The organism is Streptomyces sp. NPDC007905 (assembly GCF_042959345.1).
Classification (GTDB): Bacteria; Actinomycetota; Actinomycetes; order Streptomycetales; family Streptomycetaceae; genus Streptomyces.
On sequence record NZ_JBIBKS010000003.1, the window covers coordinates 195,193 to 221,016 of the forward strand.

Below are 25,824 nucleotides of genomic sequence, written 5' to 3' on the forward strand. Positions count from 1 at the left end.
CGGGGGGTACCGCCCATGCGCACACCACGCTCCGTACGTTCCGCACGATCCGTCCGGGCCGTGGCCGGGATCCTGCTCGCCGTCTCCCTCGCGCTCGCCGGGTGCAGCGGCGCGGACGACTCGAGCGGCGGCTCCGCGAAGTCCGCCGCGGACGGCGCGGAAGAGCGGGCCGGCGGCACCGGCGGCACCGGCGGCAAGGCGGGTGACGCCGGCGGCAGGGCGGCCGACGCCAAGTCGGCCGCCAGGGCACCCGAGCCCACCCCGAGCGCCGTCATCCGCACCGCCTCCCTGACCGTCGAGGTCAAGGACGTGCCCAAGGCCCTGGACGAGGCTTGGACGACCGCCGGGAACGCGGGCGGCTACGTCGGCCGGGAGAGCACCGGCCGGGACGCCGGGGGCCACGAGCAGACCCGGGTCGTGCTGCGCGTGCCGACCGCAAGGTACGAGGAGGTACTCGCCGGCCTCCAGGGCTCGGGCAGGCTGGTCGAGCGGACGGCCAAGGCGGTGGACGCCACCGACCAGGTCGTGGACGTGGACAGCCGGATCAGGTCGCAGCGGACGAGCGTGGCCCGCATCCGGGCGCTGATGGACCGCGCGGCCAAGCTGGGCGACGTCGTCACCCTGGAAGGCGAGCTGAGCAGCCGGGAGGCGGACCTGGAGGCGCTGCTCGCCCAGCAGGCGTCCCTGAAGGACCGCACCAGCCTCGCCACGATCACCCTGTCGCTGACCGAGACGCCCGTGCGCAAGGCCGCCGGGGACGACACCCCGGGCTTCGTGGACGCCCTGTCGGGTGGCTGGCACGTGTTCGTCACGATGCTGCGCTGGATCACCCTGGCCCTCGGCGCGATCCTGCCGTTCGCCGCGCTCGCGGCGCTGTCGGCCCTGCTGTGGCTGCGGGTCGTACGCCCGCGCCTGCCGCGCCGCGATCCCGCCCGCGCGATGACGGCCGTGGGCCCGCTGCCGCAGGCCCGGCCCGCGCCGGCCTCACCCGGTGAGCCCGGCCGGGACTGAAGCGACCCCGGCCCGTAGCGTGTTCGCATGAGCGTGAGTGGTGGGCGGGGCGGCAGGGAACGGCTGGTCGTGATCGGCGGCGACGCCGCGGGGATGTCCGCGGCGTCGCAGGCGCGCCGGATGCGGGGGCCGGACGAACTCGAGATCGTGGCCTTCGAGCGCGGCCACTTCACCTCCTTCTCGGCGTGCGGGATCCCCTACTGGGTCGGCGGTGACGTGGCCGAGCGGGACCACCTGATCGCGCGCACGCCCGAGGAGCACCGCGCGCGGGACATCGACCTGCGGATGCGGACCGAGGTCACGGAGATCGACCTGGCGGGCGGTCGGGTGCGCGCGCGGGACGTCGACTCCGGGGAGGAGTCCTGGACGTCGTACGACAAACTCGTCATCGCCACCGGCTCCCGGCCGGTCCGCCCCGACATGCCGGGCGTGGACGCCACCGGGGTGCACGGGGTGCAGACCCTGGACGACGGTCAGGCCCTGCTGGACACGCTGACCTGCACGCATGGCCGTCGGGCGGTGGTCGTGGGAGCGGGCTACATCGGGGTCGAGATGGCCGAGGCGCTGATCAAGCGCGGCTTCGAGGTGACGGTCGTCAACCGCGGCAAGGAGCCCATGTCGACCCTCGACCCGGACATGGGCCGCCTGGTACACCGGGCCATGGAGGGCCTGGGCATCACCATGGTGGACGACACCGAGGTCACCAAGCTGCTCACGGACGGGGAGGGCCGGGTCCGCGCGGTGGCCACGGAGGATGCCGAGTTCCCGGCGGACATCGTCGTCCTCGGCATCGGGGTACGGCCCGGGACCGGCCTCGCGCGGGCGGCCGGCCTGCCCCTCGGCGTCCACGGCGGCCTGCTCACCGACCTCGCGATGCGGGTGCGCGGGCACGAGAACGTCTGGGCGGGCGGTGACTGCGTCGAGGTGCTGAACCTGGTCTCCGGCCAGGAGCAGTACGTCCCGCTCGGCACCCACGCCAACAAGCACGGCCAGGTCATCGGGACCAACGTGGGCGGCGGTTACGCCACTTTCCCGGGTGTGGTCGGCACTGCGGTCAGCAAGGTCTGCGACCTGGAGATCGCCCGCACCGGCCTGCGCGAGAAGGACGCCCACCGCGTGGGCCTCCAGTACGAGACCGTCACCATCGAGTCGACCAGCCGCGCCGGCTACTACCCGGGCGCCTCCCCCATGACGGTCAAGATGCTCGCCGAACGCCGCACGGGCCGCCTGCTGGGCATGCAGATCGTCGGCAGGGAGGGAGCGGGCAAACGCGTCGACATCGCGGCGGTGGCCCTCACGGCCGGCCTGACGGTGGAACAGATGACGTCCCTGGACCTGGGCTACGCCCCGCCCTTCTCACCGGTGTGGGACCCGGTTCTGGTGGCGGCGAGAAAGGCGACGGCGAAGGTACGCGCGGGCGGCTGGTAGGCGAGGGCCGGGTAGGCCGGGCCCGGCGGAGGGCCGGGTAGGCGAGGCCCGACAGACACCCGGGAAGGCAAGACCCGACAGACGCCCCGCGGAGGCGAGACCCGACAGAGGCCCGTGCGGCCCGGCCGGGCCCGGAAACGGGACGACGAGCCCGGTGACGGGGGCGGCGCAAAGGATGGCGGAACGGCGGGAGGCCCGCGCCGGGCCGGAGCAGGCGCTGGACGCGATCGAGCGCTCCCTGAACGACTTCGTCCGGGTCGCCGCCGAGGAGGGGTGCCACACGGAGGTGGACCGTACGAGTGCCAAGCCCGCCGCCGTCTTCGACGAGCGCGTCCACGGCGTGGCGGAGGAGGTCTGCCGCCGGCACACCGAGAACGGCGAGCCGCTGGTGTCCTACGCCGGGCGCGACGCCTCGGTGATCTCCACCCGGCTGCCCACCGCGATGCTGTTCGTGCCGTCCTCCGGGGGCTTCTCGCACTCCAACCGCGAACACACCGCCGACGAGCACCTGGTGCTCGGCGCCCAGGAACTGCTGGAGACCGTGGTGCGCACGGGCGAGGCGATGCTGCCGCGGCTGCTGTCCGGGGACCCGGTCGCCGCCCGACCGGCCGCCAGCCGACCGAGCCGAGACCCCGTCCGACCACGCCGAGGGCCGGACGGGGTCCGCACGTGTCGGGCCGCCCCGTACCCGGCCCGACGAGCCGTCACCGGCGGGCCCGCCTACGCCGTCCCGCTGAGCCGCGGCAGGGAGGCCACGGAGACGCTGGAGGCGACGGCGGCGGGCTGCTCCCCGGCCGGCTTGGCGTGTGCGGCGCCGGGCCGCACCGACCGCAGCCGGTGGCTCACGGCCTCGTCCAGCGTCACGGGCCGCTGCATCTGGGCGGCCAGCCGCCCCGCCTCCTGGCCGAGCCGCGCGACATCCTCCCAGGGAAGCCGTACGACCAGGGAGATCTCCGCCTCGCCGTCGGGCAGGGCATGCATCGGAGGAGTAACTCGTTCGCTCATCGCCTGATCCTCACGTCGGTTGACGTGAAATACGCACACCTGACCGGAGGCGTTCACCGATTCGCGCGCCGCATCGGGGGCAGTACTTCTGTGTGGTCATCCCCGTCCATGACGTGAACCCGGTGCGTCGGACCCCCTATGTGACGTACGCGCTCATCGCCGCCAACGTCCTCGTCTTCCTCACCACCCCCGGCATAGCCGGTTCCGTGGCCGGCGGAAGCGACCTGGCGCAGCTGTGTCATCTGCAGGCCTTCATGGACCACTACGCGGCGGTCCCCAGGGAGTTGATCCACCATCAGATGCCACGGGTGGTCCCGACGGGTGGCGTGGGCATCGGGCCGCACGGCCCGGGCTGCGTGGTGGCACCGCCCGGCTACCACAAGGACCCGGCCCTGTCCGTCTTCACGGCGATGTTCCTGCACGGCAGCTGGCTGCACCTGCTGGGCAACATGCTCTTCCTGCTCATCTTCGGCAACAACGTCGAGGACCGGATGGGCCACATCCGCTACTTCCTCTTCTACGTCGTCTGCGGCTTCGCGGCCGGTTACGGCTTCGCGCTGCTCAACGACGGCTCCGGCGACCCGCTGATCGGCGCGTCCGGGGCGATCGCCGGAGTTCTCGGCGCCTATCTGGTGCTGTACCCCAGAGCGAGGGTCTGGGTCCTCGTCCCGTTCCTGGTCTTCCTGCCGCTGCGGCTGCCCGCCTGGCTGGTGCTGGGCTTCTGGTTCGCGCTGCAGGCGGTGTACTCCTCCGGGCACGGTGTCTCGGGCGCCGGAACGGTGGCCTACGCGGCCCATGTGGTCGGCTTCGTGACGGGCATGCTGCTGGCCTGGCCCCTCAAGCCCGGCACCCCGCCCCCGCCGGAGCCGCGCCACCTGCTGTTCGGCAGGCAGGCCCGGCCCCGTCAGGTGTGGTGAACGGATCCGCTCAGCGGGCGCTGTGCGTGTGGACGTACTCCACGAGCCGGGTCAGCGCGTCCGGGTCCGTGTGGGGCAGCACACCGTGGCCGAGGTTGAACACGTGCCCCTCGAGACCGGCGGCCGCGTCCAGCACCTCGTGGGCCCTGACCTCGACGGTGTCCTTGTCGGTGAACAGGACGGTGGGGTCGAGGTTGCCCTGCAGCGCCTTGCCGGGGCCGACGCGGCGCACCGCCTCGTCCAGGGGGACACGCCAGTCGACGCCCACGACGTCCGCGCCGGCCTCGCCCATGAGCCTCAGCAGCTCACCGGTGCCGACGCCGAAGTGGATGCGCGGAACGCCGTATCCCGACACGGCCTCGAAGACCTTGGCCGAGGCGGGCATCACGGACTTGCGGTAGTCGGCCGGGGCCAGCGCGCCGACCCAGGAGTCGAAGAGCTGGACGGCCGAGGCGCCCGCCTCGATCTGCACCTTCAGGAAGGCCGCCGTGATGTCGGCGAGGCGGTCCAGCAGGTCGGCCCACAGCTCGGGGTCGCCGTACATCATCGCCTTGGCGTTCTCGTACGTGCGGGACGGACCGCCCTCGACCAGGTAGCTCGCGAGGGTGAAGGGCGCGCCCGCGAAACCGATCAGCGGGGTGGCGCCCAGCTCTGGGGTGAGCAGGCCGATCGCCTCGGTCACGTAGGTGACGTCCTCGGGGGTGAGGTCGCGCAGCCGGGCGAGATCGGCGCGGGTACGGATCGGCTGCTCGACGACCGGACCGACGCCGGGCTTGATGTCGAGGTCGAGGCCGATGGCCTTGAGCGGGACGACGATGTCGCTGAAGTAGATCGCCGCGTCCACGTCGTGGCGCCGCACCGGCTGCAGTGTGATCTCGGTGACCAGCTCCGGCCGCATGCAGGACTCGAGCATGGGGATGCCCTCGCGCACCTTGCGGTACTCCGGCAGCGAACGGCCGGCCTGGCGCATGAACCACACGGGGGTGTGCGGCACCGGCTCGCGCCTGCACGCCTTGAGGAAGGCGCTGTCGTACGTCGCTGTCGGCTGCTTGCCCGAAGGGGTGTCGTTCGCGGTCACGGGGCAAGTCTCGCACGGCCCCGGTCGGCGGAAGTCAGCCCGTCCGGCGATCGGGGACCAGGCCCGCGGGGCCGAAGCGGGGGCCCGGGGGCGGCGGCCGCCGGACAGCACGGCGACACCGGAGCGGGGTGTCTAGCAGAGCACCGAGCACCGCTTCCCCTTACCCTTCCCGCATGGCTGCGGCTCAGGGACGAATGTCGGACAGCGCTGACGGAACGGACGACGCGAAGGACACCGGGGAGGCGGACCGGCACTCCAGTACGTCGGGTCCGCCGGCGTTCCGTGCCGCGGTCGAAGCCCTGCGCGCCACCCGGCTGCGGCCGCAGGTCGAGGTGGAACCGACGCCCGCCCCGAAGCGGCTGGCGCCGTTCGCGTACGCGCTGGAGGCCGTGGTGGTCGACGGCGACCAGGACCTGGCCGACGGGCGGCTGGTGCTGCTGCACGACCCGGCCGGGCACGACGCCTGGCGCGGCACCTTCCGGCTGGTGACGCTGGTGCGCGCGGAGCTGGAGCCGGAGATGGCGGCCGATCCGCTGCTGCCCGAGGTGTGCTGGTCGTGGCTGACCGGCGCGCTGCAGGCGCGCGGGCTGACGTACGGCGAGCCGAGCGGCACCGTCACGCGTGCGGGCTCGCACTACTTCGGCGGCCTGGCGGAGCGCCCGCCCGCCTCGCAGATCGAGATCCGTGCCTCCTGGACGCCCCGCGAGGGCCTCGGCGGAGTGCCCGACACCGCCGCCCACCTGGCCTCCTGGTGCGATCTGCTGGCCCAGGTCGGCGGGCTGCCCCCGGCCGGTCCGGGCGACGCCTCGGTGGTCACCCTGCCGCAGCGCAGGGGTCCGCAGTCCCGGTGACGCGGTCCCCGATCGTTCCCGCGTAATCCTCCTGGACGTCTTGTTGACCATCTCTTTGTCGATACGGCCACTTTCCGAACTCGAATGGCATCAGCCCGAACCGACTCGATCTTCGGATGATCGATCGCGTGTCCGAATTGCACGGATTGTTACTCACTAGATCGTGATCATTCTCTAAAGGAGGACGGGTTTGCTGCCGAAGACGACTGTGACCTTGAAAGCACGGTTCGTCCCGGCTTCATCCCCACAAGCCGGCCCCGTCCCCCCACCCCAGGAGGCCTGGTGTCCGTTCTCCTCGAGCAGCCCGCAAGCCTGGTCGCCTACCGCCCGAACAAGCCGACCGCCATGGTGGTCGTGGCCGATCCGCGCGTCCGCTCCACCGTCACCCGCCATCTGTGGGCGCTCGGTGTGCGCGACGTGATCGAGGCCTCGTCCATCGCGGAGGCTCGTCCCCGCATCGGCAACCCCCGCGACATCTGCGTCGCCGACGTCCACCTGCCCGACGGCTCCGGCCTGACCCTGCTGTCCGAGACCCGCGCAGCGGGCTGGCCCAACGGGCTGGCGCTCTCCGCCGCCGACGACATCGGTGCCGTCCGCAACGCCCTGGCGGGCGGGGTCAAGGGCTACGTCGTCACCGGCACCCGTACGAACATCGGGCTCCCCGCCCGGCCCGGCGCCACCCCCCTCGGGGGCGCGGCCCGGATGCACCGCCGCCCCCCGGGTGCCCCGAGCCACCCGGGCGGCTACCGGGAGCTGTCCGGACGCGAGGTCGAGGTGCTGCGACTGGTCGCGGAGGGCCAGTCGAACAAGGCGATCGGCGTCTCGATGGGTCTGTCCGCCCTGACCGTGAAGAGCCACCTCGCCCGCATCGCCCGCAAGCTCGGCACGGGCGACCGGGCCGGCATGGTGGCCGTGGCCCTGCGCACCGGAATCATCCACTGACCCGCTGACCCACCCGCCCCGTTGACTCACTGCCTCCCCCCTTACCCCTGCCCCTGCCTCACTGATCAAGTGACCCCACTGACCCCACTGAGCCCACTGAGCCCGCTGAGCCCATCGAGCCCCTCCGCCGGACCGCCCGTTGAGCCGCTCGGCGGAATGCCCGGTTCACTCATGTGAACCGCACGTTTCACCGCCCTGACTGGTTTACGACCCTCCGGTGCCCGTCGACGGAACGTTCCGTCGACGGGCGCTGTCCACACACGGATACCCTTGACAGGTGACCGACGCCCAAGAGACCGCAGCAGACAGTTCCCTGCGCACCCCCGGAGGCACTCCTCCGGACGACGCCGGGTCTTCTGTGACCGGGGCGCCGACTCCGCTGCTCGAACCCCGCGAGGGCATTCCGCCCGTGATCGCCGACGAGGCCGCCCTCGCCGAGGTGATCGCCGCCTTCGCCGCCGGCACCGGCCCCGTCGCCGTCGACGCCGAGCGCGCCTCCGGCTACCGCTACGGACAGCGCGCCTATCTGGTGCAGCTGCGCCGCGAGGGCTCCGGCAGCGCGCTGATCGACCCCGTCGCCTGTCCCGACCTGTCCGGTCTCGGCGAGGCGCTGTCCGGTGTCGAGTGGGTGCTGCACGCCGCGACCCAGGACCTGCCCTGTCTGCGCGAGATAGGCATGGTGCCTACCGTCCTGTTCGACACCGAGCTGGCCGGCCGGCTCGCCGGCTTTCCCCGGGTCGGCCTCGGCGCCATGGTCGAGGGCGTCCTCGGCTTCGTCCTGGAGAAGGGGCACTCCGCCGTCGACTGGTCCACCCGGCCGCTGCCCGAGCCGTGGCTGCGCTACGCGGCCCTGGACGTGGAACTCCTCGTCGACCTGCGGGACGCCCTGGAGAAGGAGCTGGACCGGCAGGGCAAGCTCGAGTGGGCGCGCCAGGAGTTCGACGCGATCGCGGCCGCGCCGCCCGCCGAGCCCCGCAAGGATCCGTGGCGCCGTACGTCCGGCATGCACAAGGTGCGGCGGCGCCGGCAGCTGGCCGTCGTCCGGGAGCTGTGGCAGACCCGGGACCGTATCGCGCAGCGCAGGGATGTGTCGCCGGGGAAGGTGCTGAGCGACGCGGCGATCGTGGAGGCGGCGCTCGCCCTGCCGGCCAACGTGCACGCGCTGGCCGCGCTCAACGGGTTCGGGCATCGGACCGGACGGCGGCAGCTGGAGCAGTGGCAGGCGGCGGTCGACCGGGCCAAGGCCCTTCCGGACACCGCGCTGCCTCAGCCGGGACAGCCCGTCACCGGACCGCCGCCGCCCCGTGCGTGGGCGGACAAGGACCCTGCGGCCGCGGCCCGGCTGTCGGCTGCCCGGGCCGGGGTTTCGGCGCTGGCCGAGCAGCTCGCCATGCCCCAGGAGAACGTGATCTCTCCGGACACCGTTCGGCGGATCTGCTGGGAACCGCCCGCGGCCGCCGACGTGGCGGCCACGCTGGCGGGCTACGGCGCACGGCCGTGGCAGGTGGAACTGGTGACACCCGTGCTGGTTGAGGCGCTGTCGGCGACGGAGGCATGAAGCGGCTCACCCGGTCGCTCCTCGCGTGAAGCGTTGCGCAAGCGGAACAGGGACGTCGAGATCAGGCCAAGATCCTGGGAGGGCATGCAGCGGGGACGCGGGCGACCCGCTCCCTGCCGGCCCGGGACGACTCCCGGCCGTGCCGCCTGTCCCACCCCCTCGGGTGCCGCGCCGGTGCTGACTCCGACGGGGCCGACGGCACCGCCGGCGATGTGACGTTCACCGCTCCCCCCGGCAGGACTGGGCAGCTACGTTACTCATAAGTAGCATGGGTCCTGAGCGCGCGCTCAGCGCATCGCAGCAGTGCCATCCCGCACCTGGAGGAGAGCCATCGTGCCTCGTACCGTCAGGGACGTCGTCTTCGTCGACGGCGTCCGCACCCCGTTCGGCAAGGCGGGCCCGAAGGGCATTTACCACGAGACCCGGGCCGACGATCTCGTCGTGAAGGCGATCCGGGAGCTGCTGCGCCGCAATCCCGGCCTGGACCCGAAGAAGATCGACGAGGTCGCCATCGCCGCGACCACGCAGATCGGCGACCAGGGCCTGACCCTCGGCCGCACCGCCGGCATCCTCGCGGGCCTGCCGCAGTCGGTGCCCGGCTACTCGATCGACCGCATGTGCGCCGGCGCCCTGACCGCCGTGACGACCACCGCCGGCTCGATCGCCTTCGGTGCCTACGACGCCGTCATCGCCGGCGGCGTGGAGCACATGGGCCGCCACCCGATGGGCGAGGGCGTGGACCCGAACCCGCGGTTCGTGAGCGAGAAGCTGGTCGACGAGTCCGCCCTGTTCATGGGCATGACGGCGGAGAACCTGCACGACCGCTACCCGCAGATCACCAAGCTGCGCGCCGACGAGTACGCGGTGCGCTCGCAGGAGAAGGCCGCCAAGGCGTACGCCAACGGCAAGATCCAGCAGGACCTGGTGCCGATCTCGGTGCGCCGCACCAACCCCGAGGCCGGCGAGACGGGCTGGGGCCTGGTCACCGCCGACGAGCCGATGCGCCCGGGCACGACCCTGGAGAACCTGCAGGGTCTCAAGACGCCGTTCCGCGTCCACGGCCGGGTCACCGCGGGCAACGCGGCCGGCCTGAACGACGGTGCCACCGCCTCGATCATCGCGAGCGAGGACTTCGCCCGCGAGAACAACCTGCCGGTCAAGATGCGCCTGGTCTCCTACGCCTTCGCGGGCGTGGAGCCGGAGGTCATGGGCTACGGCCCGATCCCGGCCACGGAGAAGGCCCTCGCCAAGGCGGGCCTGTCCATCTCCGACATCGGCCTGTTCGAGATCAACGAGGCCTTCGCCGTCCAGGTCCTGGCCTTCCTGGACCACTACGGCATCGCGGACGACGACGAGCGCGTCAACCAGTACGGCGGCGCGATCGCCTTCGGTCACCCGCTCGCCTCCTCCGGCGTCCGTCTGATGACGCAGCTGGCCCGCCAGTTCGAGGAGCAGCCGCAGGTCCGCTACGGCCTGACCACCATGTGCGTCGGCTTCGGCATGGGCGCGACGGTCATCTGGGAGAACCCGCACTTCGACGGAGGCGACAAGTGAGCACCACCGCTGAACTCCTGAAGGGCGCGGCCGAGCTGTTCCCGGACGAGGTCGTCACGCAGGCGCACGTACGCCACCTCGACCTGCCGTTCGGTGCCGGGCGCTTCGCCCTGATCACGCTGGACAACGGCCTGGACCACACCAAGCCGACCACCTTCGGCCCGCAGTCGCTGGCGAACCTGAACACCGCCGTCGACCAGGTCGAGAAGGAGGCCGCCGACGGCGACATCGTCGGCGTCGGCGTCACCGGCAAGCCGTTCATCTTCGCGGTCGGCGCCGACCTCAAGGGCGTCGAGCTGCTGACAAAGCACGAGGACGCGCTGGCCATCGGCAAGGGCGGCCACGAGGTCTTCAAGCGCCTGTCGGCGCTGGCGGTCCCGACCTTCGCCTACTACAACGGCGCGGCGATGGGCGGCGGCGTCGAGGTCGGCCTGCACTGCGCCTACCGCACGGTGTCGAAGGCCATCCCGGCGTTCTCCCTGCCCGAGGTCTTCCTCGGCCTGGTCCCCGGCTGGGGCGGCTGCACGCTGCTGCCGAACCTGATCGGCGCCGACAAGGCCGTCTCGGTCATCATCGAGAACAGCCTCAACCAGAACAAGCAGCTCAAGGGGCAGCAGGTCTTCGACCTGGGCATCGCCGACGCCATCTTCGAGGGCGCCGACTTCCTGGAGCAGTCGCTGATCTGGACCGCCCAGGTACTCAAGGGCGACGTCGAGGTCGAGCGTCCGGTCATCGACCGCGGCGAGGCCTGGGACCAGGCCGTCGCCAAGGGCCGCTTCATCGCGGACTCCAAGGTGCACGGGGCCGCACCGGCCGCCTACCGCGCCCTGGACATCATCGCCGCCGTCAAGAACGGCGACCTGCAGCAGGGCTACGACGCCGAGGACCAGGCCCTCGCCGACCTGATCATGGGCGGCGAACTCCGCGCGGGCATCTACGCGTTCAACCTCGTCCAGAAGCGCGGCAAGCGTCCCGCCGGCGCTCCGGACAAGAACCTGGCCCGCCCGGTCACCAAGGTCGGCGTCGTCGGCGCCGGTCTGATGGCCTCGCAGCTCGCCCTGCTCTTCCTGCGCCGCCTGGAGGTGCCGGTCGTCCTGACCGACATCGACCAGGAGCGCGTCGACAAGGGTGTGGGCTACGTCCACGCCGAGATCGACAAGCTGCTCGGCAAGGGCCGGATCAACCAGGACAAGGCCAACCGCCTCAAGGCGCTGGTGACCGGTGTCCTGGACAAGGCCGAGGGCTTCTCGGACGCCGACTTCGTCATCGAGGCGGTCTTCGAGGAGATCGGCGTCAAGCAGCAGGTGTTCGCGGAGGTCGAGGCGGTCGCCCCGGCGCACGCCATCCTCGCCACCAACACCTCCTCCCTCTCGGTGTCCGAGATGGCGTCGAAGCTGAAGCACCCCGAGCGGGTCGTCGGCTTCCACTTCTTCAACCCGGTCGCGGTGCTTCCGCTGCTGGAGATCGTCCGCGGCGAGAAGACGGACGACGCCTCGCTGGCCACGGCGTTCGCCGTCGCCAAGAAGCTGAAGAAGACCGCGGTCCTCACCAAGGACGCTCCGGCGTTCGTCGTGAACCGCATCCTGACCCGCTTCATGGGCGAGATCCAGAACGTCATCGACGAGGGCACCCCGGTCGAGGTCGCCGAGAAGGCGATCGAGCCGCTCGGCCTGCCGATGTCCCCGCTGGTCCTGCTGGAGCTGGTCGGCCCGGCGATCGGCCTGCATGTCTCGGAGACCCTCAACCGGGCCTTCCCGGACCGCTTCACGGTCTCCCCGAACCTCGCCGCCGTCGTCAAGGCGGGCAAGCGCGGCTTCTACGTCTACGACAGCGGCAAGCCGGAGCTGGACCCGGAGGTCGCCGCGCTGCTGAAGCAGGGCGACAGCGTGCTGACGGAGGAGCAGGTCCGCGCCCGCGTCCTGGACGCGGTGGCCCAGGAGATCGGCCTGATGCTCGAGGAGGGCGTCGTCGCCGAGGCCCAGGACATCGACCTGTGCCTGATCACGGGTGCCGGCTGGCCCTTCCACCTGGGCGGCATCACGCCGTACCTGGACCGCGAGGGCGTCTCGGAGCGCGTGAACGGCAAGAGGTTCCTGGCTCCGGGCGTGGCGAGCGTCCCGGCGTAATCCGTTCCGTACGGTCGTACGATGCCCGGCGCACCGAGTGGTGTGCCGGGCATCGGCGTTTCAGTCGGCGGGCGGACGGGCGTCCTCGACATGGACGACGTGGAGTTCCGTGCCGTCCCGGTCGCGCTTGGACCGTCCATGGATCCCGACGGCCAGGTGCGAGGGGTCCTCGGACTCCTCGAGGGCGACGAAGGTGACGACGTCCGGGTGATGGCCCGTCACCAGCCAGCCCTCGCCGTTCTTGAGTTCGAGCACGCGGAAGTCGCCCGCCGGACCGCCCACGCTCACGGGGCCGAACTCGCGCAGGATGCCGGTGGCCCGATCGGCGAGCCCGCCCCCGGACTCTTCCAGCACCACACAGGTGCCGTGCTCGAAGAGCACCCACGATTTTCCGGAGCCGGTCAGGAGACGCCGCCAAGCGTTGATGAGTGTCTCGGTGTCCACAGCGGCCATCATCGCGCACTCAGAGCTGCCGCCACGCCTCCAGTGCCAGCCCCGGCTCGTCCTTCCGGCGGGTGAGCAGGAGCTGGCCGGTGGACGGTGACAGCGTTGCCGCGACCACCCGGTCGTTCTCGTCCGTCGCCAGGGACACCGACGCGTCCGCCGGCAGTTGCGGGCCCGACTCCGACCACCAGGCGCCCGCCGACTCCCGCTCGGTGGGATAGGCGGCGAAGGCCACGCGGCCGCTCGCCGAACGCTGGGCCAGCAGCGTGCAGTCGTGGCCGTCCAGGACGCAACGGACCGCCGTGACCGGGCCGGGGCCCGCCGAGGGGAGGAGGACGGCGGGCTTGCTGCCGGGGCGCCAGGCACACAGGTCGCCCGCGTCGTCGGTGTAGAAGACGGTCGTGCTGTCCGGTGACGTGGCCAGCGCGTGCAGGGTGCCGGGGCGGACCCCGGTCTCCAGGGACTCCCGGAGGACCGGCTGGGCGCCGGGTTCCTCCTGACGCCAGTACAGGACGGCGCCCGGGGCGGCCGCGTACAGCTCGACCCTGCCGGACTCCCCCGTCGCCGCCGCGAGGCCGTCCTGGACCTCCCGGCCCTTCAGGTCCCGCCAGGGCTCCCAGCCGCCCTTCTCCTTCTGCGCGAGCAGGCTCACCCCGCCGCCGCGGTCGCGTACGAAGACATGGGCCCGGCCCTGTGCGTCCACGGCGACGGCGGGCGTGCCGGTGCGGTCACCCTTCTTGTCCGGGTGGCCGATCGGGTTCCAGTCCAGCGCCGCGAGGCGCGGGCGGAAGTGGGTGGAGTGCACCAGGCCCGACTCGCCCTTCGTGGTGGGCCGCCAGGAGACCAGGTGGGCGTAGCCGTCGGTGCCCTGGCCGATGCCGAGGACGGGGTGGAGTCGCTGGTCGCCGCCCACCGTGCGCGGGTCCGTCCAGGGGCCGCCGGGACCGCGCTCCGCCCGGCACAGGACGGCGTCGCCCGACAGCTGGTAGACACTGAGCCGGCCGTCGCGGCCGCGTAGGAGCCAGTCGCCGTTCACCCGGTCACTCTAAGCCGCCGCCGGGTTCCGCCCCCGGTGGGGGCGCTGTGGGACCCTGGGCATATGAACGACTCCTTCGGCTCCCCGGACGCGGACGGCCCGCTGCTCGTGATCGTCGATGGCGCCAACGTCGTCGGGTCCCGGCCGGACGGCTGGTGGCGGGACCGCAGGGCCGCCGCGGAACGGCTGCGGGACCGGCTGGCCCGCGAGGGGCTGCCGGGTCGGGACGGCGCCGTGGAGATCGTGCTCGTCGTCGAGGGCGCTGCCCGTGGGGTGGAGTCCGTGCCGGGGGTACGGGTGGTCGCGGCGCCCGGCAGCGGGGACGACCGGATCGTGGAACTGACCGCGGAGAACTCCGCCCGGCCCCGCCTGGTCGTCACCGCCGACCGCGAACTGCGGCGCCGGGTCACCGAACTGGGCGCGGAGGTCACCGGCCCGCGCGCCGTCCTCGGCTGAGGGCCGGCCCCAGGTGTAGCGACCACGAACGTTGCCGGCGCCGGTCGGGCTTGAGCAGGGTGCGGCCCCGGTACCGGTCACCCCCCGTTCAGCGGCGCCGGGTCCGGGCGTACAGCACCGCCCCGTCCACTCTTCCCACCTCCTCGTACCGCGCGCCGAGCAGCCGGCTCAGGCTCGGGATGCGGTCGAGTGCGTACGGCTTGCCGCGGGAGTCGTCGACGACCAGGACGGGGGCGTGCGCGGCCATCTCCGCCCGGAAGACGGGCCAGGTGCCCTCGACCGCGTACTGCTCGCCGACTTGAGGGCCGTCGCGGCCGCCGCTGTAGTTGGTGAGCAGGCCCGCGGTGAGGTAGCGGGTGGCGGGGGTGCGGCCGGCCAGCCAGTACGTCTCGGGGTGTATGCCCCACACCAGGACGCGGTCGGCGGGCGCCGTGCGGTGGGCGAGGGCGGCCGCGAGGCGCTGGGCGTGGGCGAGTTCGGGGCGCGGGGCGAGCAGACCCCAGGTCAGGAACAGGGCGCAGCAGCAGACCGAGGTGAGGACGGCGGTCGTCAGCCGTTCCCGGGGCAGGATCCGCAGCGCGGCCGTGGCCAGCAGGGCCGCGGGCGGGGTGAGTTGCAGGTAGTAGTGGCCGAAGAAGTGGAAGCCGAGGGCGACGGCAGCGGCCGAGGAGGCAAGCCACAGCCACAGGTCGGTCGCTGCCGCGCGGGCGGTGCGCAGGGTCCGCAGCACCGGCGGGAGCAGGCCCGCGCACGCTACGGCGAGAAGCGCCGTGTTGGTCAGGCACCGGCCGAGGACGTGGAGTTCGGAGCCGGTGAAGGAGGCGTAGGCGGCGGAGCCGGTCACCGTCCAGAACAGGAAACCGGCGGGGTCCGTGGCCAGGGCCGCGCACCCGACCGGCACGGCGAGGCCGACCGCGAGCCGCAGCACGCCCGCACGCGGCGTGCCGGCGCCGTGCAGCAGCCACGCCACCGGCAGCAGCACCGCGCCACCGGTCTGCTTGGTGAGGAAGGCACAGGCGACGGCCGCCCCGGCCGCACCCCAGCGGCCGCGGTCCGCGCACCACAGGGCGGCGGCCGTGCAGGGCAGTATGAACACCTCGAAGGTGGCGGCCTGCGCGTCCTCCGGATTGAGCCCGACCGAGACCAGCAGGTACAGCACCCCCGCGGTGCGGCCCGCGGTGTCGCCCCAGCGGCGGCGGGCCAGGGAGGCCAGCAGTACGGCCGTCAGCGTCTGCGCGAGGACCGCCAGCACCCGGACCGGGGTGAGGGAGCCGGAGCCGCACACCGCGAACGCGGCCTCGTACAGCCAGGGCACCAGAGGCGGCTTGCGGTCCACGACCGTCTCGTACAGGTGGCCGCCCTGCGCGAGGAGGCGTGCCTGTACGGCGAGATAGCCCTCGTCGGGGTTCCACAGCGGCCGGGCGAAGGACGGGGCCCGGGTGACGCAGGCCAGGGCCGCGAGGGCGGGCAGCAGCCGCGCCCAGTACGCCGTTCGGGTGACCACGGTGCGTGCGGGGGCGAGCGGGAGGGCGAGCATGGTCGGCACGCTATCCGGCCACGCACTCCCAGCCGGGGCAGGACATACGGGACCGGAGGGAGTGTCAGGGATTAACGGGCGTTTCCGGGCGGCGGGCCCGGGACCTCACCCGCCGGCGCCTCGGCCTGCCGGGCGAGCCGGCTGTGCGTACGGCCGTAGAGGAAGTAGACCACGAAGCCGATCAACATCCAGACGACGAACCGGATCCAGGTCTCGGCGGGCAGGTTGAGCATCAGCCACAGCGTGGCGCACACGGACAGGATCGGGACGAACGGGACCCAGGGGGTACGGAAGGCGCGGGGCAGGTCGGGACGGGTCTTGCGGAGGATGATCACACTGATCGCGACGACGACGAACGCGAAGAGCGTGCCGATGTTCACCAATTCGGCCAGCTCGCTCAGGCTGGTGAAACCGGCGACGATCGCGATGACCACACCGAGCAGGATGGTCGGCCGGTGCGGGGTCTTGAAGCGCGGGTGGACGCGGGAGAAGAAGCGGGGCAGCAGTCCGTCGCGGCTCATGGCGAAGAAGACCCGGGTCTGGCCGAGCAGCAGGATCAGGCACACCGTGGTCAGGCCGATGGCGGCGCCGAAGCTGATCACGCCGGCGTACCAGGGGTGCCCGATGGACTTGAAGGCGTCGGCGAGCGGTGCCTCCACCGACAGCCGGGTGTACTTCTCCATGCCGGTGACGACGATGGAGACGGCGACGTAGAGCACGGTGCAGATGAGCAGCGAGCCGAGGATGCCGCGCGGCATGTCCCGCTGCGGGTTGCGGGTCTCCTCGGCGGCCGTGGCGACGATGTCGAAACCGATGAACGCGAAGAACACCACCGAGGCGGCGGTGAAGATGCCCATCACACCGAAGTTGGCGGGCGCCCAGCCGAACATCAGCTGGATGAGCGGGGCTTTGAGGTTGCCGCCCGCCGGCACCGCCTTCGCGGGAGGGATGAACGGCTGGTAGTTGCCACCCTTGATGAAGAAGGCACCGGCGATGATCACGAGGAGGACGACGGCCACCTTGATGGCGACGACGACCGAGGTGATCCGGGCGGACAGCTTCATGCCGAGCACGAGGATGCAGGTGAGCACCAGGACCAGGGCGGCGGCGAGGATATCGAAGCCGAAGCCGGAGGCGTTGTCCCGGCCGGCGAGGTAGTCCGGCAGGTGCCAGCCCGCGTTGTCCAGCAGCGAGCGGATGTAGCCGGCCCAGCCGACCGCCACCACCGCCGTGCCGAGCGCGAACTCCAGGACCAGGTCCCAGCCGATGATCCAGGCGGGCAGTTCGCCGAGCGAGGCGTACGAGAAGGTGTACGCGGAGCCCGCCACGGGGACCGTGGAGGCGAACTCGGCATAGCAGAGGGCGGCGAGCGCGCAGACCACGCCGGCCGCCACGAACGCCAGGGACACCGCCGGGCCGGCGTTGTTCTTGGCCACCTGTCCGGTGAGGACGAAGATGCCGGTGCCGATGATGACGCCGACGCCGAAGACGGTCAGGTCCAGGGCGGAAAGGGACTTCTTGAGCGAATGCTCCGGTTCCTCGGTGTCACGGATGGATTGCTCGACGTTCTTCGTCCTGAAGAGCGTGCTCACGTGCCTACCTCCCACGCTTGTGGGCCCCCGATATGGCTCAACATGATCGAGAGGGCCGGGGATGCGTATGCCCCGGCACAGGCAGGTTCACGCAAACGGGCCGGTTCCGCCACCGCAAGGAAGGGCGGAACCGGCCCGTCGGACCGCTTTTCGGCTAGTCGCGAGCGGACTCCACGGAGTCGACCTCGTCGGCCGTACGGTCGAACCGGCCGTCCAGCTTGGAGACCAGTCCGGTGACCTGGCGGGCGATGTCGGGTGCGGTCAGCCCGATCTCCGACATGACCTCGGCGCGCGAGGCGTGGTCGAGGAAGCGCGGCGGGATGCCGAAGTCGCGCAGCGGCACGTCCACTCCCGCGTCCCTGAGGGCCTGGGCGATCGCGGAGCCGACACCGCCGACGCGGCTGTTGTCCTCGACGGTGACGACGACCCGGTGGCGCTCGGCGAGCGGGGCCATCGCCTCGTCGACGGGCTTGACCCAGCGCGGGTCCACGACGGTGGTGGAGATGCCCTGCTTGTCGAGCAGGGCGGCGACCTCCAGGCACATCGGGGCGAGGGCGCCCACCGAGACCAGCAGCACGTCCGGCCGGTGGGTGCCCGGCTCGCGCAGCACGTCCATGCCGCCGACGCGGCCCACGGCCGGTACGGCGGGGCCCACCGCGCCCTTGGAGAAGCGCACCACGGTCGGCGCGTCCTCGACGGCGACGGCCTCGCGCAGTTGCGCCCGCACCTGCTCGGCGTCGCGCGGGGCGGCGAGCCGCAGCCCCGGCACGACCTGCAGGATCGACATGTCCCACATGCCGTTGTGCGAGGCGCCGTCGGTACCGGTGATGCCGGCCCGGTCCAGCACGAAGGTCACGCCGCACTTGTGCAGGGCCACGTCCATCAGGACCTGGTCGAAGGCGCGGTTGAGGAAGGTGGCGTAGACGGCGAAGACGGGGTGCACCCCGGCGTGGGCGAGGCCCGCCGCGGAGACCGCACCGTGCTGCTCGGCGATCCCGACGTCGTACACCCGTTCAGGGAACCGTTTGGCGAACCGGTCCAGGCCGACCGGCTGGAGCATGGCCGCGGTGATGGCGACAATGTCCTCGCGCTCCTCACCGAGCCTGACCATCTCCTCGCCGAACACGGAGGTCCAGTCGGCGCCGGAGGAGGCGATCGGCAGGCCGGTGTCCGGGTGGATCTTGCCGACGGCGTGGAAGCGGTCGGCCTCGTCCTGGAGGGCGGGCTGGTAGCCGCGGCCCTTCTCGGTGAGGCAGTGCACGATGACCGGGCCGCGGAACCTCTTCGCCCGGGCCAGCGCCGACTCCAGCGCCTCGATGTCGTGCCCGTCGATCGGGCCGACGTACTTCAGGCCCAGGTCCTCGAACATGCCCTGCGGGGCGATGAAGTCCTTCAGCCCCTTCTTGGCACCGTGCAGGGTCTCGTACAGCGGCTTTCCGACGACCGGGGTGCGGTCGAGAATGTCCTTGGTGCGGGCGAGGAAGCGCTCGTAGCCGTCGGTCGTGCGCAGGGTCGCCAGATGGTTGGCGAGCCCGCCGATGGTCGGGGCGTAGGAGCGCTCGTTGTCGTTGACGACGATGACGAGCGGGCGGTCCTTGGCTTCGGCGATGTTGTTCAGCGCCTCCCAGGCCATGCCGCCGGTGAGCGCGCCGTCACCGATCACGGCGACGACATGGCTGTCCCGCTTCTTCAGCTGGTTGGCCTTGGCGATGCCGTCGGCCCAGCCGAGGACCGTGGAGGCGTGGCTGTTCTCGATGACGTCGTGCTCGGACTCGGCCTGCGAGGGGTAGCCGGACAGGCCGCCCTTCATCTTCAGCCGGGCGAAGTCCTGCCGGCCGGTGAGCAGCTTGTGCACATAGGACTGGTGGCCCGTGTCCCACAGGACCTTGTCCTTCGGCGACTCGAAGACGCGGTGCAGGGCGATGGTGAGCTCGACCACGCCCAGGTTGGGGCCGAGGTGGCCGCCTGTCTTGGAGACGGCGTCGACGAGGAAGGTCCGGATCTCCTCTGCCAGCTGGTCCAGCTCCTCCAGGCTGAGCCGGTCCAGATCGCGCGGTCCCCTGATGCGGGTCAGCAGCGGCACCCGTGCCTCCTTGCAGTAGAGCTGATCGAGCTGTTGCCGGGCTTGTCGAGTCTAATGTTCCGGGTTTGTGGGACACGACAGTGCCCGGCACCTTTCAGGCGCCGGGCACTGTTCCGCCTCCGAGTCGCTACGCGCGACCGGCGGTCTTCTGCGTCTTGCGGGTGATGGAGTCGATGACGACGGTGGTCAGCAGGACCGCCGCGGTGATCATGTACTTCACCGGCTCCGCGATGGACTCCAGCTGCAGTCCGTACTGGATCGACACGATCACCAGCACACCGAGCAGGGCGTTCCACGTGCGGCCCCGGCCACCGAAGAGCGACGTGCCACCGATGACGGCCGCGGCGATCGCGTTCATCAGCAGGTCACCCGTACCGGCGCTCTGGTTGGCGGAGGCGATCTTCGAGGCCAGGAACAGGCCGCCGATCGCCGCGAACCCACCGGAGATGGCGAACACGGAGATCCGCACCGCCGTGACGTTGATACCCGCACGCCGGGACGCCTCCACGCTGCCACCGAGCGCGAAGATCTTGCGGCCGTACGGGGTGCGCCGCAGCACGAAGTCGGTGCCCACCAGGAAGGCGAGGAAGATCACCGTGGCCAGCGGCAGGCCCTTGTACTGGTTGTACATGTAGGCGCCGGCGAAGGAGGCCACCGCGAGCAGCGCCGTGCGCAGGACGGTGTCGCTGAGCGGCCGGGACGGGACACCCGCGGTCTCCCGGCGCCGGTTGCCCAGGAAGGAGCTGACGAAGAACAGGGCGACCACGACGACGGCCAGGCCGTAGGCGGCGGCCACGTCGGTGAAGGTGTAGGTGGTCAGCTTGCCGATCAGACCGTCGCTGTCGAGGTTGATCGTGCCGTCCTCGCCCAGCACCTTCAGCATGAAGCCCAGCCAGAACAGCAGACCGGCCAGGGTCACGGCGAAGGCGGGGGCGCCGAGGACCGCGAAGAAGAAGCCGTGCAGAGCGCCGATGGCGGCACCGACGGCGATGGCCACGAGCACGGCCAGCCACTCGGGCCAGCCCTGGTTGACCGTGAGGACGGCCGCGAGGGCGCTGGCCGCGCCGCTGACCGAGCCGACCGACAGGTCGATCTCGCCGAGCAGCAGCACGAAGACGATGCCGACGGAGATCATCCCCGTGCCGACCATCGTGACCGTGATGTTGCTGATGTTCTGCGCGGAGAGGAACTCGGAGTTCAGGACCTGGAAGATGATGCAGATGATCGCGAGGCCCAGGACGACGGGGAGGGAGCCCAGCTCACCCGCCTTGATCTTGCGCTTGAACTCGCTCCAGTAGCCCAGCAGGCCCTGCTCGCGCACCAGGAGGCGCGGGTCGACCGCGGTGACCGCGGCGGCCGCGGCCTCGGGGTTCACGACGGGCTTGCCGGGAGTCTTGTCCACGTTCGCGGAGGTCTTGTCGATACTCACTTGGAAACCTCCCCGTTCGTGCGCGCCGCACGGCGGGTCACGGCGTTGTCGGTGGCGCCGGTGATGGCGGAGATGATCTCCTCCTGCGAGGTCGTCTTGACCTCGAAGACGCCGTTGTTGCGGCCGAGGCGCAGGACGGCGACCTTGTCGGCCACCGCCTTCACGTCCGCCATGTTGTGGCTGATGAGGATGACGGCGTGACCGCGCTCGCGCAGGCGCTCCACGAGGTCGAGGACCTGGGCGGTCTGCTCGACACCGAGGGCGGCGGTGGGCTCGTCGAGGATGACCAGCTTGGGGTCACCGAGCATCGAACGGGCGATGGCCACGGTCTGGCGCTGACCGCCGGAGAGCGAGGCGATCGGGATGCGGACGCTCGGGATGCGGATCGAGAGCGTGGTGAGCAGCTCGCGGGAGCGGCGCTCCATCTCGACCTCGTCGAGGACGCCCCACTTCCGCAGCTCGCGGCCGAGGAACAGGTTGCCGACGACGTCGATGTTGTCGCACAGCGCGAGGTCCTGGTAGACCGTCGCGATGCCCAGGGCCTGGGCGTCGTGCGGCCTGCTGATCGACACGGGCTTGCCGTCCCACTCGATGGCGCCCTCATCGATGGGGTGCACGCCGGCGATCGTCTTGACCAGCGTGGACTTTCCGGCGCCGTTGTCGCCCACCAGGGCGACCACTTCACCGGCGTGGACCTCAAGCTCTACGTCGGTGAGCGCCTGAACGGCACCGAACCGCTTGGAGACCCCGCGCAACGCCAGCACGGGCGTAGCGGACACGTGAACCATCTCCTTCGCCGCCTGACCCGGCGGGAGGTTGTGCAGAAGTTTGGGGGGATTTTCCGTCCGGCGCCCCGCGCCGAGCTTGCGGGGCTGTCTGATTGCGCGGGGCACCGGAGGAGCCTTGGGCAGTCCGTCCGTTCCCGTACGGGCATTCAAGGACGAATGCCCGTACTTGGGAAGGGACTTGCTGCTTACTTGAGGCCGAGCTTGTCGCAGGCGGACTTGTACTTGCCCGTGCAGATCTCGGCGACCGTGTAGACGCCGTCCTTGATGACGGTGTCCTTGATGTTGTCCTTGGTCAGCGCGGTGACCGGGACCAGGACCGACGGGACGTCCTTGGCGGAGCCGGAGGAGACCTTGTCCTTGGCGACGGAGTCCAGGCTCTCGCCCTTGGCGAGCGCGACGGCCATCTCGGCGGCGGCGTCGGCCTCGGGGGCGTACGGCTTGTAGACGCTCATGTACTGCTCACCGGCGACGATGCGCTGCACACCGGCCAGCTCGGCGTCCTGGCCGGTGACCGGGACGTTCAGGCCCGCGGCCTTGAGCGCGGTGATGATACCGCCGGCCATGCCGTCGTTGGCGGAGTAGACGCCCGCGATCTTGCCCTTGCCGACCGCCGAGATCGCCGACTCCATCTCGGAGTTGGCGTTGTCCGGCGACCACTCCTTGGTGTCGTACTCCTTGGCGACGGTGACCTTGCCGTCGAGGACGGAGTGCGCGCCCTTCTTGAACTGGGCGGCGTTCGGGTCGGTGACCGAGCCGTTGACCATGACGATCTTGGAGGACTTGGTGGCCTTGCTGCCCAGCGCCTTCAGCAGGGCCTCGCCCTGGGTCTTGCCGACCTCCTCGTTGTCGAAGGAGGTGTAGGCGCTGATCGGGCCCTCGGCGAGGCGGTCGTAGGCGACGACCTTGATGCCGGCGTCCTTGGCCTTCTGCACGGAGTTCTGGATCGCCTTGGCGTCCACCGCGTCCAGGATCAGGACGTCCACCTTGTTGGTGATCATGGTGTCGACCTGCTGGGCCTGCAGGTTCGCGTCCTGGCGGGCGTTGTTGTACTGGAAGTCCGCCTTGCCGTTCGTCAGCTCCTTGATCTTCTTCTCGATCAGCGGCTTGTCGAACTTCTCGTAGCGGGCGGTCTTGTTCTCCGGAAGGAGGAGACCGACCTTGATGTTGTCGCCCTTCTTGGCGGACGCCGAAGAAGAGCTGTCACTGCCCTTGGACTCCTTGGCACTGCCACAGGCGGCCAGCGAGACGGCCATCGCACCAGCGGCAACAGCAACGGCGGCACGACGCATACGCGTGTTCACTCTGTTAAACCTCCCTGACGAGGCCGCGTCGTTGCGGCCGAGGTGGCTGGAAGTCAACTCGGCCACACGTGCGACGTCAAGAAGTAAATCCTTAACGAGATGGCAACGGTGCCATCCGTTCTCTAAGTGAAGGCAGGGTGCACCGTAGGCAAGACGCCGGCGACAGAACCGTCCAAGAGGGTCGAATCGCCCATCTCGCTGAGGGCGAGAGCGAGCGCTCCGAGTACCTCCGCACGGCCCCCAAGTGCTCCCGGGAGAACGGACAGTTGGCGCGCCGCACTGGGGATGGCGTAGCGGCCGACGGACTCCCTGATGGGCCCGAGGACGAGCTCTCCGGCCTCGGCGAGATCACCGCCCAGGACCACCCGGCTCGGGTTCAGAAGGTTGCAGAGGTTGGCCACTCCACTGCCGATGTGGCGGCCGACGTCGGCGATCACCCGACGACAGCCCGGGTCTCCGTCCCTGGCCAGCCGTACGACGCCCTCCATCGTCAGATCGGTGCCATGGCTGGGCTGGAGCAACGGAAGCACGTAGCGCGCGGCCGTGAAGGTCTCCAGGCAGCCACGGTTCCCGCAACGGCAGACCGGGCCGGATTCATCGAGTGTAATATGTCCGATTTCTCCAGCCGTGCCACCCGGGCCGCGATAGATCTTGCCGTCGATCACCAGGCCGGCGCCGACACCGCTGGCTACCTTGATGTAGGCAAGATCACGGACGCCCTTGCCGCTGCCCCAGACCAGCTCCCCGAGGGCGCCCAGGTTGGCGTCGTTGTCCACGTGCACGGGCACGCCGAGCCGCCCGCGCAGCTCCTCGGCGGGCTTGGTGCCGCCCCAGCCCGGCAGGATCGCGGTGGACCCCAGCGTCCCGGACTCCACGTCGATCGGACCGGGCACGCCGAGGCCGACGCCGGCCACCTTGGCCCGGTCGACGCCGGTCGCTGCGATCAGGCGATCGACCAGTTCCTCGGCCCGGTCGAAGCCCTGGGTGGAGGAGGCATCGACGTCCAGCGGCTCGGACTCCTCGGCCAGCACCTGGTGCGCGAGGTTCCCGATCGCGACGCGCAGGTGGGTGTGCCCGAAGTCGACGCCGATCACGATGCCCGCGTCCCCGCTGAGCGAGACGCTGCGGGCCCGCCGGCCGCCCGCCGAGGTGGGCGTGACCTCGACGGTCCCGCCCTCCTTCAGTTCCCGCACGATGTTGGAGACCGTAGCGGCGGACAGGCCGGTCGTCCGCGCGATCTCCGCCTGCGTGAGCGACCCGGCCAGCCGCACGGCCCGTACGACTCGTTCCAGGTTGGCTCGGTGCAGCGACGACTGCGACCCCGGAGTCTCCATCGACCCATCCACTCCCGCCATCGGCCGGGCGGCCCCTGCGCCGCCCGTGGCCCAGGTCACATCTGCGGAACCGGGCCACTTACAAGTTATGAACTCCAAGCTCGGCTGTACGGGTTACCGCAGTCAAGTCCTTGACGGAAATCGCTGTCACTTCACTCGTTCCGGTGCGGACGTCACCCGAACATGCCCGGGCCACCGGGAGCAGGGCGGAAACCGGTTCCGGCAGGCCTTCCGCCCGGGTACGCGGACTGCCGCGGCGGGGCGGAGGCGGGAGCGGGCGGTTCGTTCAGCCGCGGAATCCGGGATGCGGGTCGTGACCGGGTCGTGACCGGGTCGTAACCCGGTGGAACGCGCTCGATGTGCGAATCGCAGGTGCGAAGGGCCGTCCGGCGAAGACGGATGTGCGGCACGGCCGGGAGCGGGCCGGCCCCGGAGGGCCGTCCTCCCCCTGCGCCATGAGGTCGTCCTCGACCGCGGGAGCCACCCGGCTCAGCCACGTCTCCGCCTCGGCGGGTTCCAGGATCCGCTCCAGGCGGAGGGCCGGCGCCATACGGGTGAACACGCGCCCCGCACCCAGGCCGTAGGTGCCGTTCGGCGGGTGCACGGCGAGGACCCGCGTGCCGTCCACGGGAGCGATGTCGGCCGGGATCCCCTCGGGGTGGACGTAGGCGCCCCGGCCGTCGAAGAGCCGGAAGGCGCGGACCGCCGGGTCGGTGGGGCCGAGGTGCGGGTCGCCGTCCGTGGCCGCCGCCACCCAGGACCGGGCGGGACGGTCCCCGGCGAGCAGCCCCCGGCCGGGGTCCCCGATGAGCCGGTCGGCCCGGAGGATGTGCAGCTGGCCGTTGTCGCCGACGCCGCTCATGGTGAGGGAGTACGCCCGGCGGGTGCGGGGGTCGACGACGATCAGCGGTTCGTCGTCCAGCATGGCGGTGAGCGAGTCGGCCCAGGCGGCTCGCTGGGAGCGGTGGGCGACCAGGGCGGCCGCCTCGCGCAGCTCGGCCTTGACGCCGGCGGGGACGGCCCTACGGAAACGGGCGTCGGCCATGAGGGTGATCAGGGCCTTGAGCCAGTCCTCCATGTCGAACCAGGACATGGCGACCCGGGCCACGGCCCCCTCTTGCGACCGCCGGCGCCACCTCCTGCGCCGGAGCAGCGTGCGCAGCAGGTCCGGCGCGGACTCGCTGACCGGCTCCGGCAGCGGCCGTCCGGGTGCCGGCTTCGCCCCCAGCTCGGGCACGGCCGCGTTGCGGATCATGGCCTCCGCCGCGCGCCGGGGCATGACGTCGACCAGGGCCAGGGGCGACGCGCCCCACTCGACGCAGGCGCCCGCCAGGACCGCGGTCATGGCGAAGTC

General features: G+C 71.3%; 21 protein-coding genes and 1 pseudogene. 10 read left to right on the top strand and 12 right to left on the bottom strand.

Translation table 11 applies throughout. The features are described from left to right. Positions 1-15 precede the first annotated feature (15 nt). From ACFZDC_RS07310 to ACFZDC_RS07320, 3 genes and pseudogenes are all read left to right on the top strand, one after another. A complete protein-coding gene (locus ACFZDC_RS07310; RefSeq protein WP_391321057.1) occupies positions 16-1,011 on the top strand; it encodes a DUF4349 domain-containing protein in 996 nt (331 codons plus the stop codon). A 27-nt stretch (positions 1,012-1,038) separates the two neighbouring features. Next, positions 1,039-2,439: an FAD-dependent oxidoreductase gene (locus ACFZDC_RS07315; protein WP_391321059.1), complete on the top strand. Its 1,401-nt coding sequence runs from the start codon at positions 1,039-1,041 to the stop codon at positions 2,437-2,439. A 175-nt stretch (positions 2,440-2,614) separates the two neighbouring features. Further along, positions 2,615-2,971, top strand: a pseudogene (locus ACFZDC_RS07320) (M20/M25/M40 family metallo-hydrolase); the annotation flags it as partial. Positions 2,972-3,159: 188 nt separating this feature from the next. Here the strand turns inward: ACFZDC_RS07320 and ACFZDC_RS07325 are convergent. Further along, positions 3,160-3,444 (bottom strand): hypothetical protein, encoded by a 285-nt coding sequence (locus ACFZDC_RS07325; protein WP_391321558.1) that lies wholly within the window; start codon positions 3,442-3,444, stop codon positions 3,160-3,162. A gap of 92 nt (positions 3,445-3,536) precedes the next feature. Between ACFZDC_RS07325 and ACFZDC_RS07330 the strand changes: the two genes are divergently transcribed. Further along, positions 3,537-4,361 carry a rhomboid family intramembrane serine protease gene (locus tag ACFZDC_RS07330; RefSeq protein WP_391321061.1) on the top strand — a complete coding sequence of 275 codons (825 nt, stop codon included), beginning with the start codon at positions 3,537-3,539 and terminating at the stop codon, positions 4,359-4,361. Positions 4,362-4,371: 10 nt separating this feature from the next. Here ACFZDC_RS07330 and hemE read toward each other — a convergent pair whose 3' ends face one another. Beyond that, on the bottom strand, positions 4,372-5,439 hold the full coding sequence (gene hemE / locus ACFZDC_RS07335) for a uroporphyrinogen decarboxylase (protein ID WP_391321063.1): 1,068 nt from the start codon (positions 5,437-5,439) through the stop codon (positions 4,372-4,374). A 173-nt stretch (positions 5,440-5,612) separates the two neighbouring features. Between hemE and ACFZDC_RS07340 the strand changes: the two genes are divergently transcribed. The 5 genes from ACFZDC_RS07340 (at position 5,613) to ACFZDC_RS07360 (ending at position 12,470) form a co-directional block, all read left to right on the top strand. Further along, positions 5,613-6,290 carry a DUF3000 family protein gene (locus tag ACFZDC_RS07340; protein ID WP_391321065.1) on the top strand — a complete coding sequence of 226 codons (678 nt, stop codon included), beginning with the start codon at positions 5,613-5,615 and terminating at the stop codon, positions 6,288-6,290. Positions 6,291-6,572: 282 nt separating this feature from the next. Then, entirely contained in the window at positions 6,573-7,232 is a 660-nt protein-coding gene (locus ACFZDC_RS07345) for a LuxR C-terminal-related transcriptional regulator (protein WP_391321066.1), read from the top strand. Between the two features lie 277 nt (positions 7,233-7,509). Further along, entirely contained in the window at positions 7,510-8,790 is a 1,281-nt protein-coding gene (locus ACFZDC_RS07350) for an HRDC domain-containing protein (protein WP_391321068.1), read from the top strand. A gap of 333 nt (positions 8,791-9,123) precedes the next feature. After that, complete coding sequence (locus ACFZDC_RS07355) at positions 9,124-10,344, top strand: acetyl-CoA C-acyltransferase (RefSeq protein WP_391321070.1); 1,221 nt, start codon at positions 9,124-9,126, stop codon at positions 10,342-10,344. Further along, positions 10,341-12,470, top strand: a complete 2,130-nt coding sequence (locus ACFZDC_RS07360) for a 3-hydroxyacyl-CoA dehydrogenase NAD-binding domain-containing protein (protein ID WP_391321072.1) — start codon at positions 10,341-10,343, stop codon at positions 12,468-12,470. The genes ACFZDC_RS07355 and ACFZDC_RS07360 overlap by 4 nt, the downstream gene beginning before the upstream one ends. A gap of 60 nt (positions 12,471-12,530) precedes the next feature. On the opposite strand, the gene ACFZDC_RS07365 is transcribed toward ACFZDC_RS07360, so the two are convergent. Together ACFZDC_RS07365 and ACFZDC_RS07370 are read right to left on the bottom strand one after the other, a co-directional pair. Further along, on the bottom strand, positions 12,531-12,923 hold the full coding sequence (locus tag ACFZDC_RS07365; RefSeq protein ID WP_391321560.1) for a hypothetical protein: 393 nt from the start codon (positions 12,921-12,923) through the stop codon (positions 12,531-12,533). 10 nt (positions 12,924-12,933) lie between these two features. Then, positions 12,934-13,950: a hypothetical protein gene (locus tag ACFZDC_RS07370; RefSeq protein WP_391321074.1), complete on the bottom strand. Its 1,017-nt coding sequence runs from the start codon at positions 13,948-13,950 to the stop codon at positions 12,934-12,936. A gap of 63 nt (positions 13,951-14,013) precedes the next feature. Here ACFZDC_RS07370 and ACFZDC_RS07375 point away from each other — a divergent pair, with 63 nt between their 5' ends. Next, on the top strand, positions 14,014-14,406 hold the full coding sequence (locus ACFZDC_RS07375; RefSeq protein ID WP_391321076.1) for an NTP pyrophosphohydrolase: 393 nt from the start codon (positions 14,014-14,016) through the stop codon (positions 14,404-14,406). A gap of 88 nt (positions 14,407-14,494) precedes the next feature. Here the strand turns inward: ACFZDC_RS07375 and ACFZDC_RS07380 are convergent, their stop codons facing one another. From ACFZDC_RS07380 to ACFZDC_RS07415, 8 genes are all read right to left on the bottom strand, one after another. Beyond that, positions 14,495-15,943, bottom strand: coding sequence for a glycosyltransferase family 39 protein (locus ACFZDC_RS07380; protein WP_391321078.1), 1,449 nt, complete (start codon positions 15,941-15,943; stop codon positions 14,495-14,497). A 71-nt stretch (positions 15,944-16,014) separates the two neighbouring features. Beyond that, positions 16,015-17,535: an amino acid permease gene (locus ACFZDC_RS07385; RefSeq protein WP_391321080.1), complete on the bottom strand. Its 1,521-nt coding sequence runs from the start codon at positions 17,533-17,535 to the stop codon at positions 16,015-16,017. Between the two features lie 154 nt (positions 17,536-17,689). Further along, positions 17,690-19,618: a 1-deoxy-D-xylulose-5-phosphate synthase gene (gene dxs / locus ACFZDC_RS07390; RefSeq protein ID WP_391321082.1), complete on the bottom strand. Its 1,929-nt coding sequence runs from the start codon at positions 19,616-19,618 to the stop codon at positions 17,690-17,692. A 127-nt stretch (positions 19,619-19,745) separates the two neighbouring features. After that, positions 19,746-21,047 (bottom strand): sugar ABC transporter permease, encoded by a 1,302-nt coding sequence (locus tag ACFZDC_RS07395; protein ID WP_391321084.1) that lies wholly within the window; start codon positions 21,045-21,047, stop codon positions 19,746-19,748. Then, positions 21,044-21,835 (bottom strand): ATP-binding cassette domain-containing protein, encoded by a 792-nt coding sequence (locus ACFZDC_RS07400; protein WP_391321086.1) that lies wholly within the window; start codon positions 21,833-21,835, stop codon positions 21,044-21,046. The genes ACFZDC_RS07395 and ACFZDC_RS07400 overlap by 4 nt, the downstream gene beginning before the upstream one ends. A 185-nt stretch (positions 21,836-22,020) precedes the next feature. After that, a complete protein-coding gene (locus tag ACFZDC_RS07405) occupies positions 22,021-23,124 on the bottom strand; it encodes a substrate-binding domain-containing protein (protein WP_391321562.1) in 1,104 nt (367 codons plus the stop codon). Between the two features lie 134 nt (positions 23,125-23,258). Further along, positions 23,259-24,470, bottom strand: coding sequence for an ROK family protein (locus ACFZDC_RS07410; RefSeq protein ID WP_391321088.1), 1,212 nt, complete (start codon positions 24,468-24,470; stop codon positions 23,259-23,261). Positions 24,471-24,756: 286 nt separating this feature from the next. After that, a complete protein-coding gene (locus ACFZDC_RS07415; protein WP_391321090.1) occupies positions 24,757-25,815 on the bottom strand; it encodes a hypothetical protein in 1,059 nt (352 codons plus the stop codon). Between the last annotated feature and the right edge of the window lie 9 nt (positions 25,816-25,824).

What these genes read in the sequence shown, in the direction of transcription:
- ACFZDC_RS07310 (WP_391321057.1), top strand. Translation starts at nt 16, where the DNA reads ATGCGCACACCACGCTCCGTACGTTCCGCACGATCCGTCCGGGCCGTG.
- ACFZDC_RS07315 (WP_391321059.1), top strand. Translation starts at nt 1,039, where the DNA reads ATGAGCGTGAGTGGTGGGCGGGGCGGCAGGGAACGGCTGGTCGTGATC.
- ACFZDC_RS07325 (WP_391321558.1), bottom strand. Translation starts at nt 3,444, where the DNA reads ATGAGCGAACGAGTTACTCCTCCGATGCATGCCCTGCCCGACGGCGAG.
- ACFZDC_RS07340 (WP_391321065.1), top strand. Translation starts at nt 5,613, where the DNA reads ATGGCTGCGGCTCAGGGACGAATGTCGGACAGCGCTGACGGAACGGAC.
- ACFZDC_RS07365 (WP_391321560.1), bottom strand. Translation starts at nt 12,923, where the DNA reads ATGGCCGCTGTGGACACCGAGACACTCATCAACGCTTGGCGGCGTCTC.
- ACFZDC_RS07375 (WP_391321076.1), top strand. Translation starts at nt 14,014, where the DNA reads ATGAACGACTCCTTCGGCTCCCCGGACGCGGACGGCCCGCTGCTCGTG.
- ACFZDC_RS07380 (WP_391321078.1), bottom strand. Translation starts at nt 15,943, where the DNA reads ATGCTCGCCCTCCCGCTCGCCCCCGCACGCACCGTGGTCACCCGAACG.
- ACFZDC_RS07400 (WP_391321086.1), bottom strand. Translation starts at nt 21,835, where the DNA reads ATGGTTCACGTGTCCGCTACGCCCGTGCTGGCGTTGCGCGGGGTCTCC.
- ACFZDC_RS07405 (WP_391321562.1), bottom strand. Translation starts at nt 23,124, where the DNA reads ATGCGTCGTGCCGCCGTTGCTGTTGCCGCTGGTGCGATGGCCGTCTCG.
- ACFZDC_RS07410 (WP_391321088.1), bottom strand. Translation starts at nt 24,470, where the DNA reads ATGGAGACTCCGGGGTCGCAGTCGTCGCTGCACCGAGCCAACCTGGAA.
- ACFZDC_RS07415 (WP_391321090.1), bottom strand. Translation starts at nt 25,815, where the DNA reads ATGACCGCGGTCCTGGCGGGCGCCTGCGTCGAGTGGGGCGCGTCGCCC.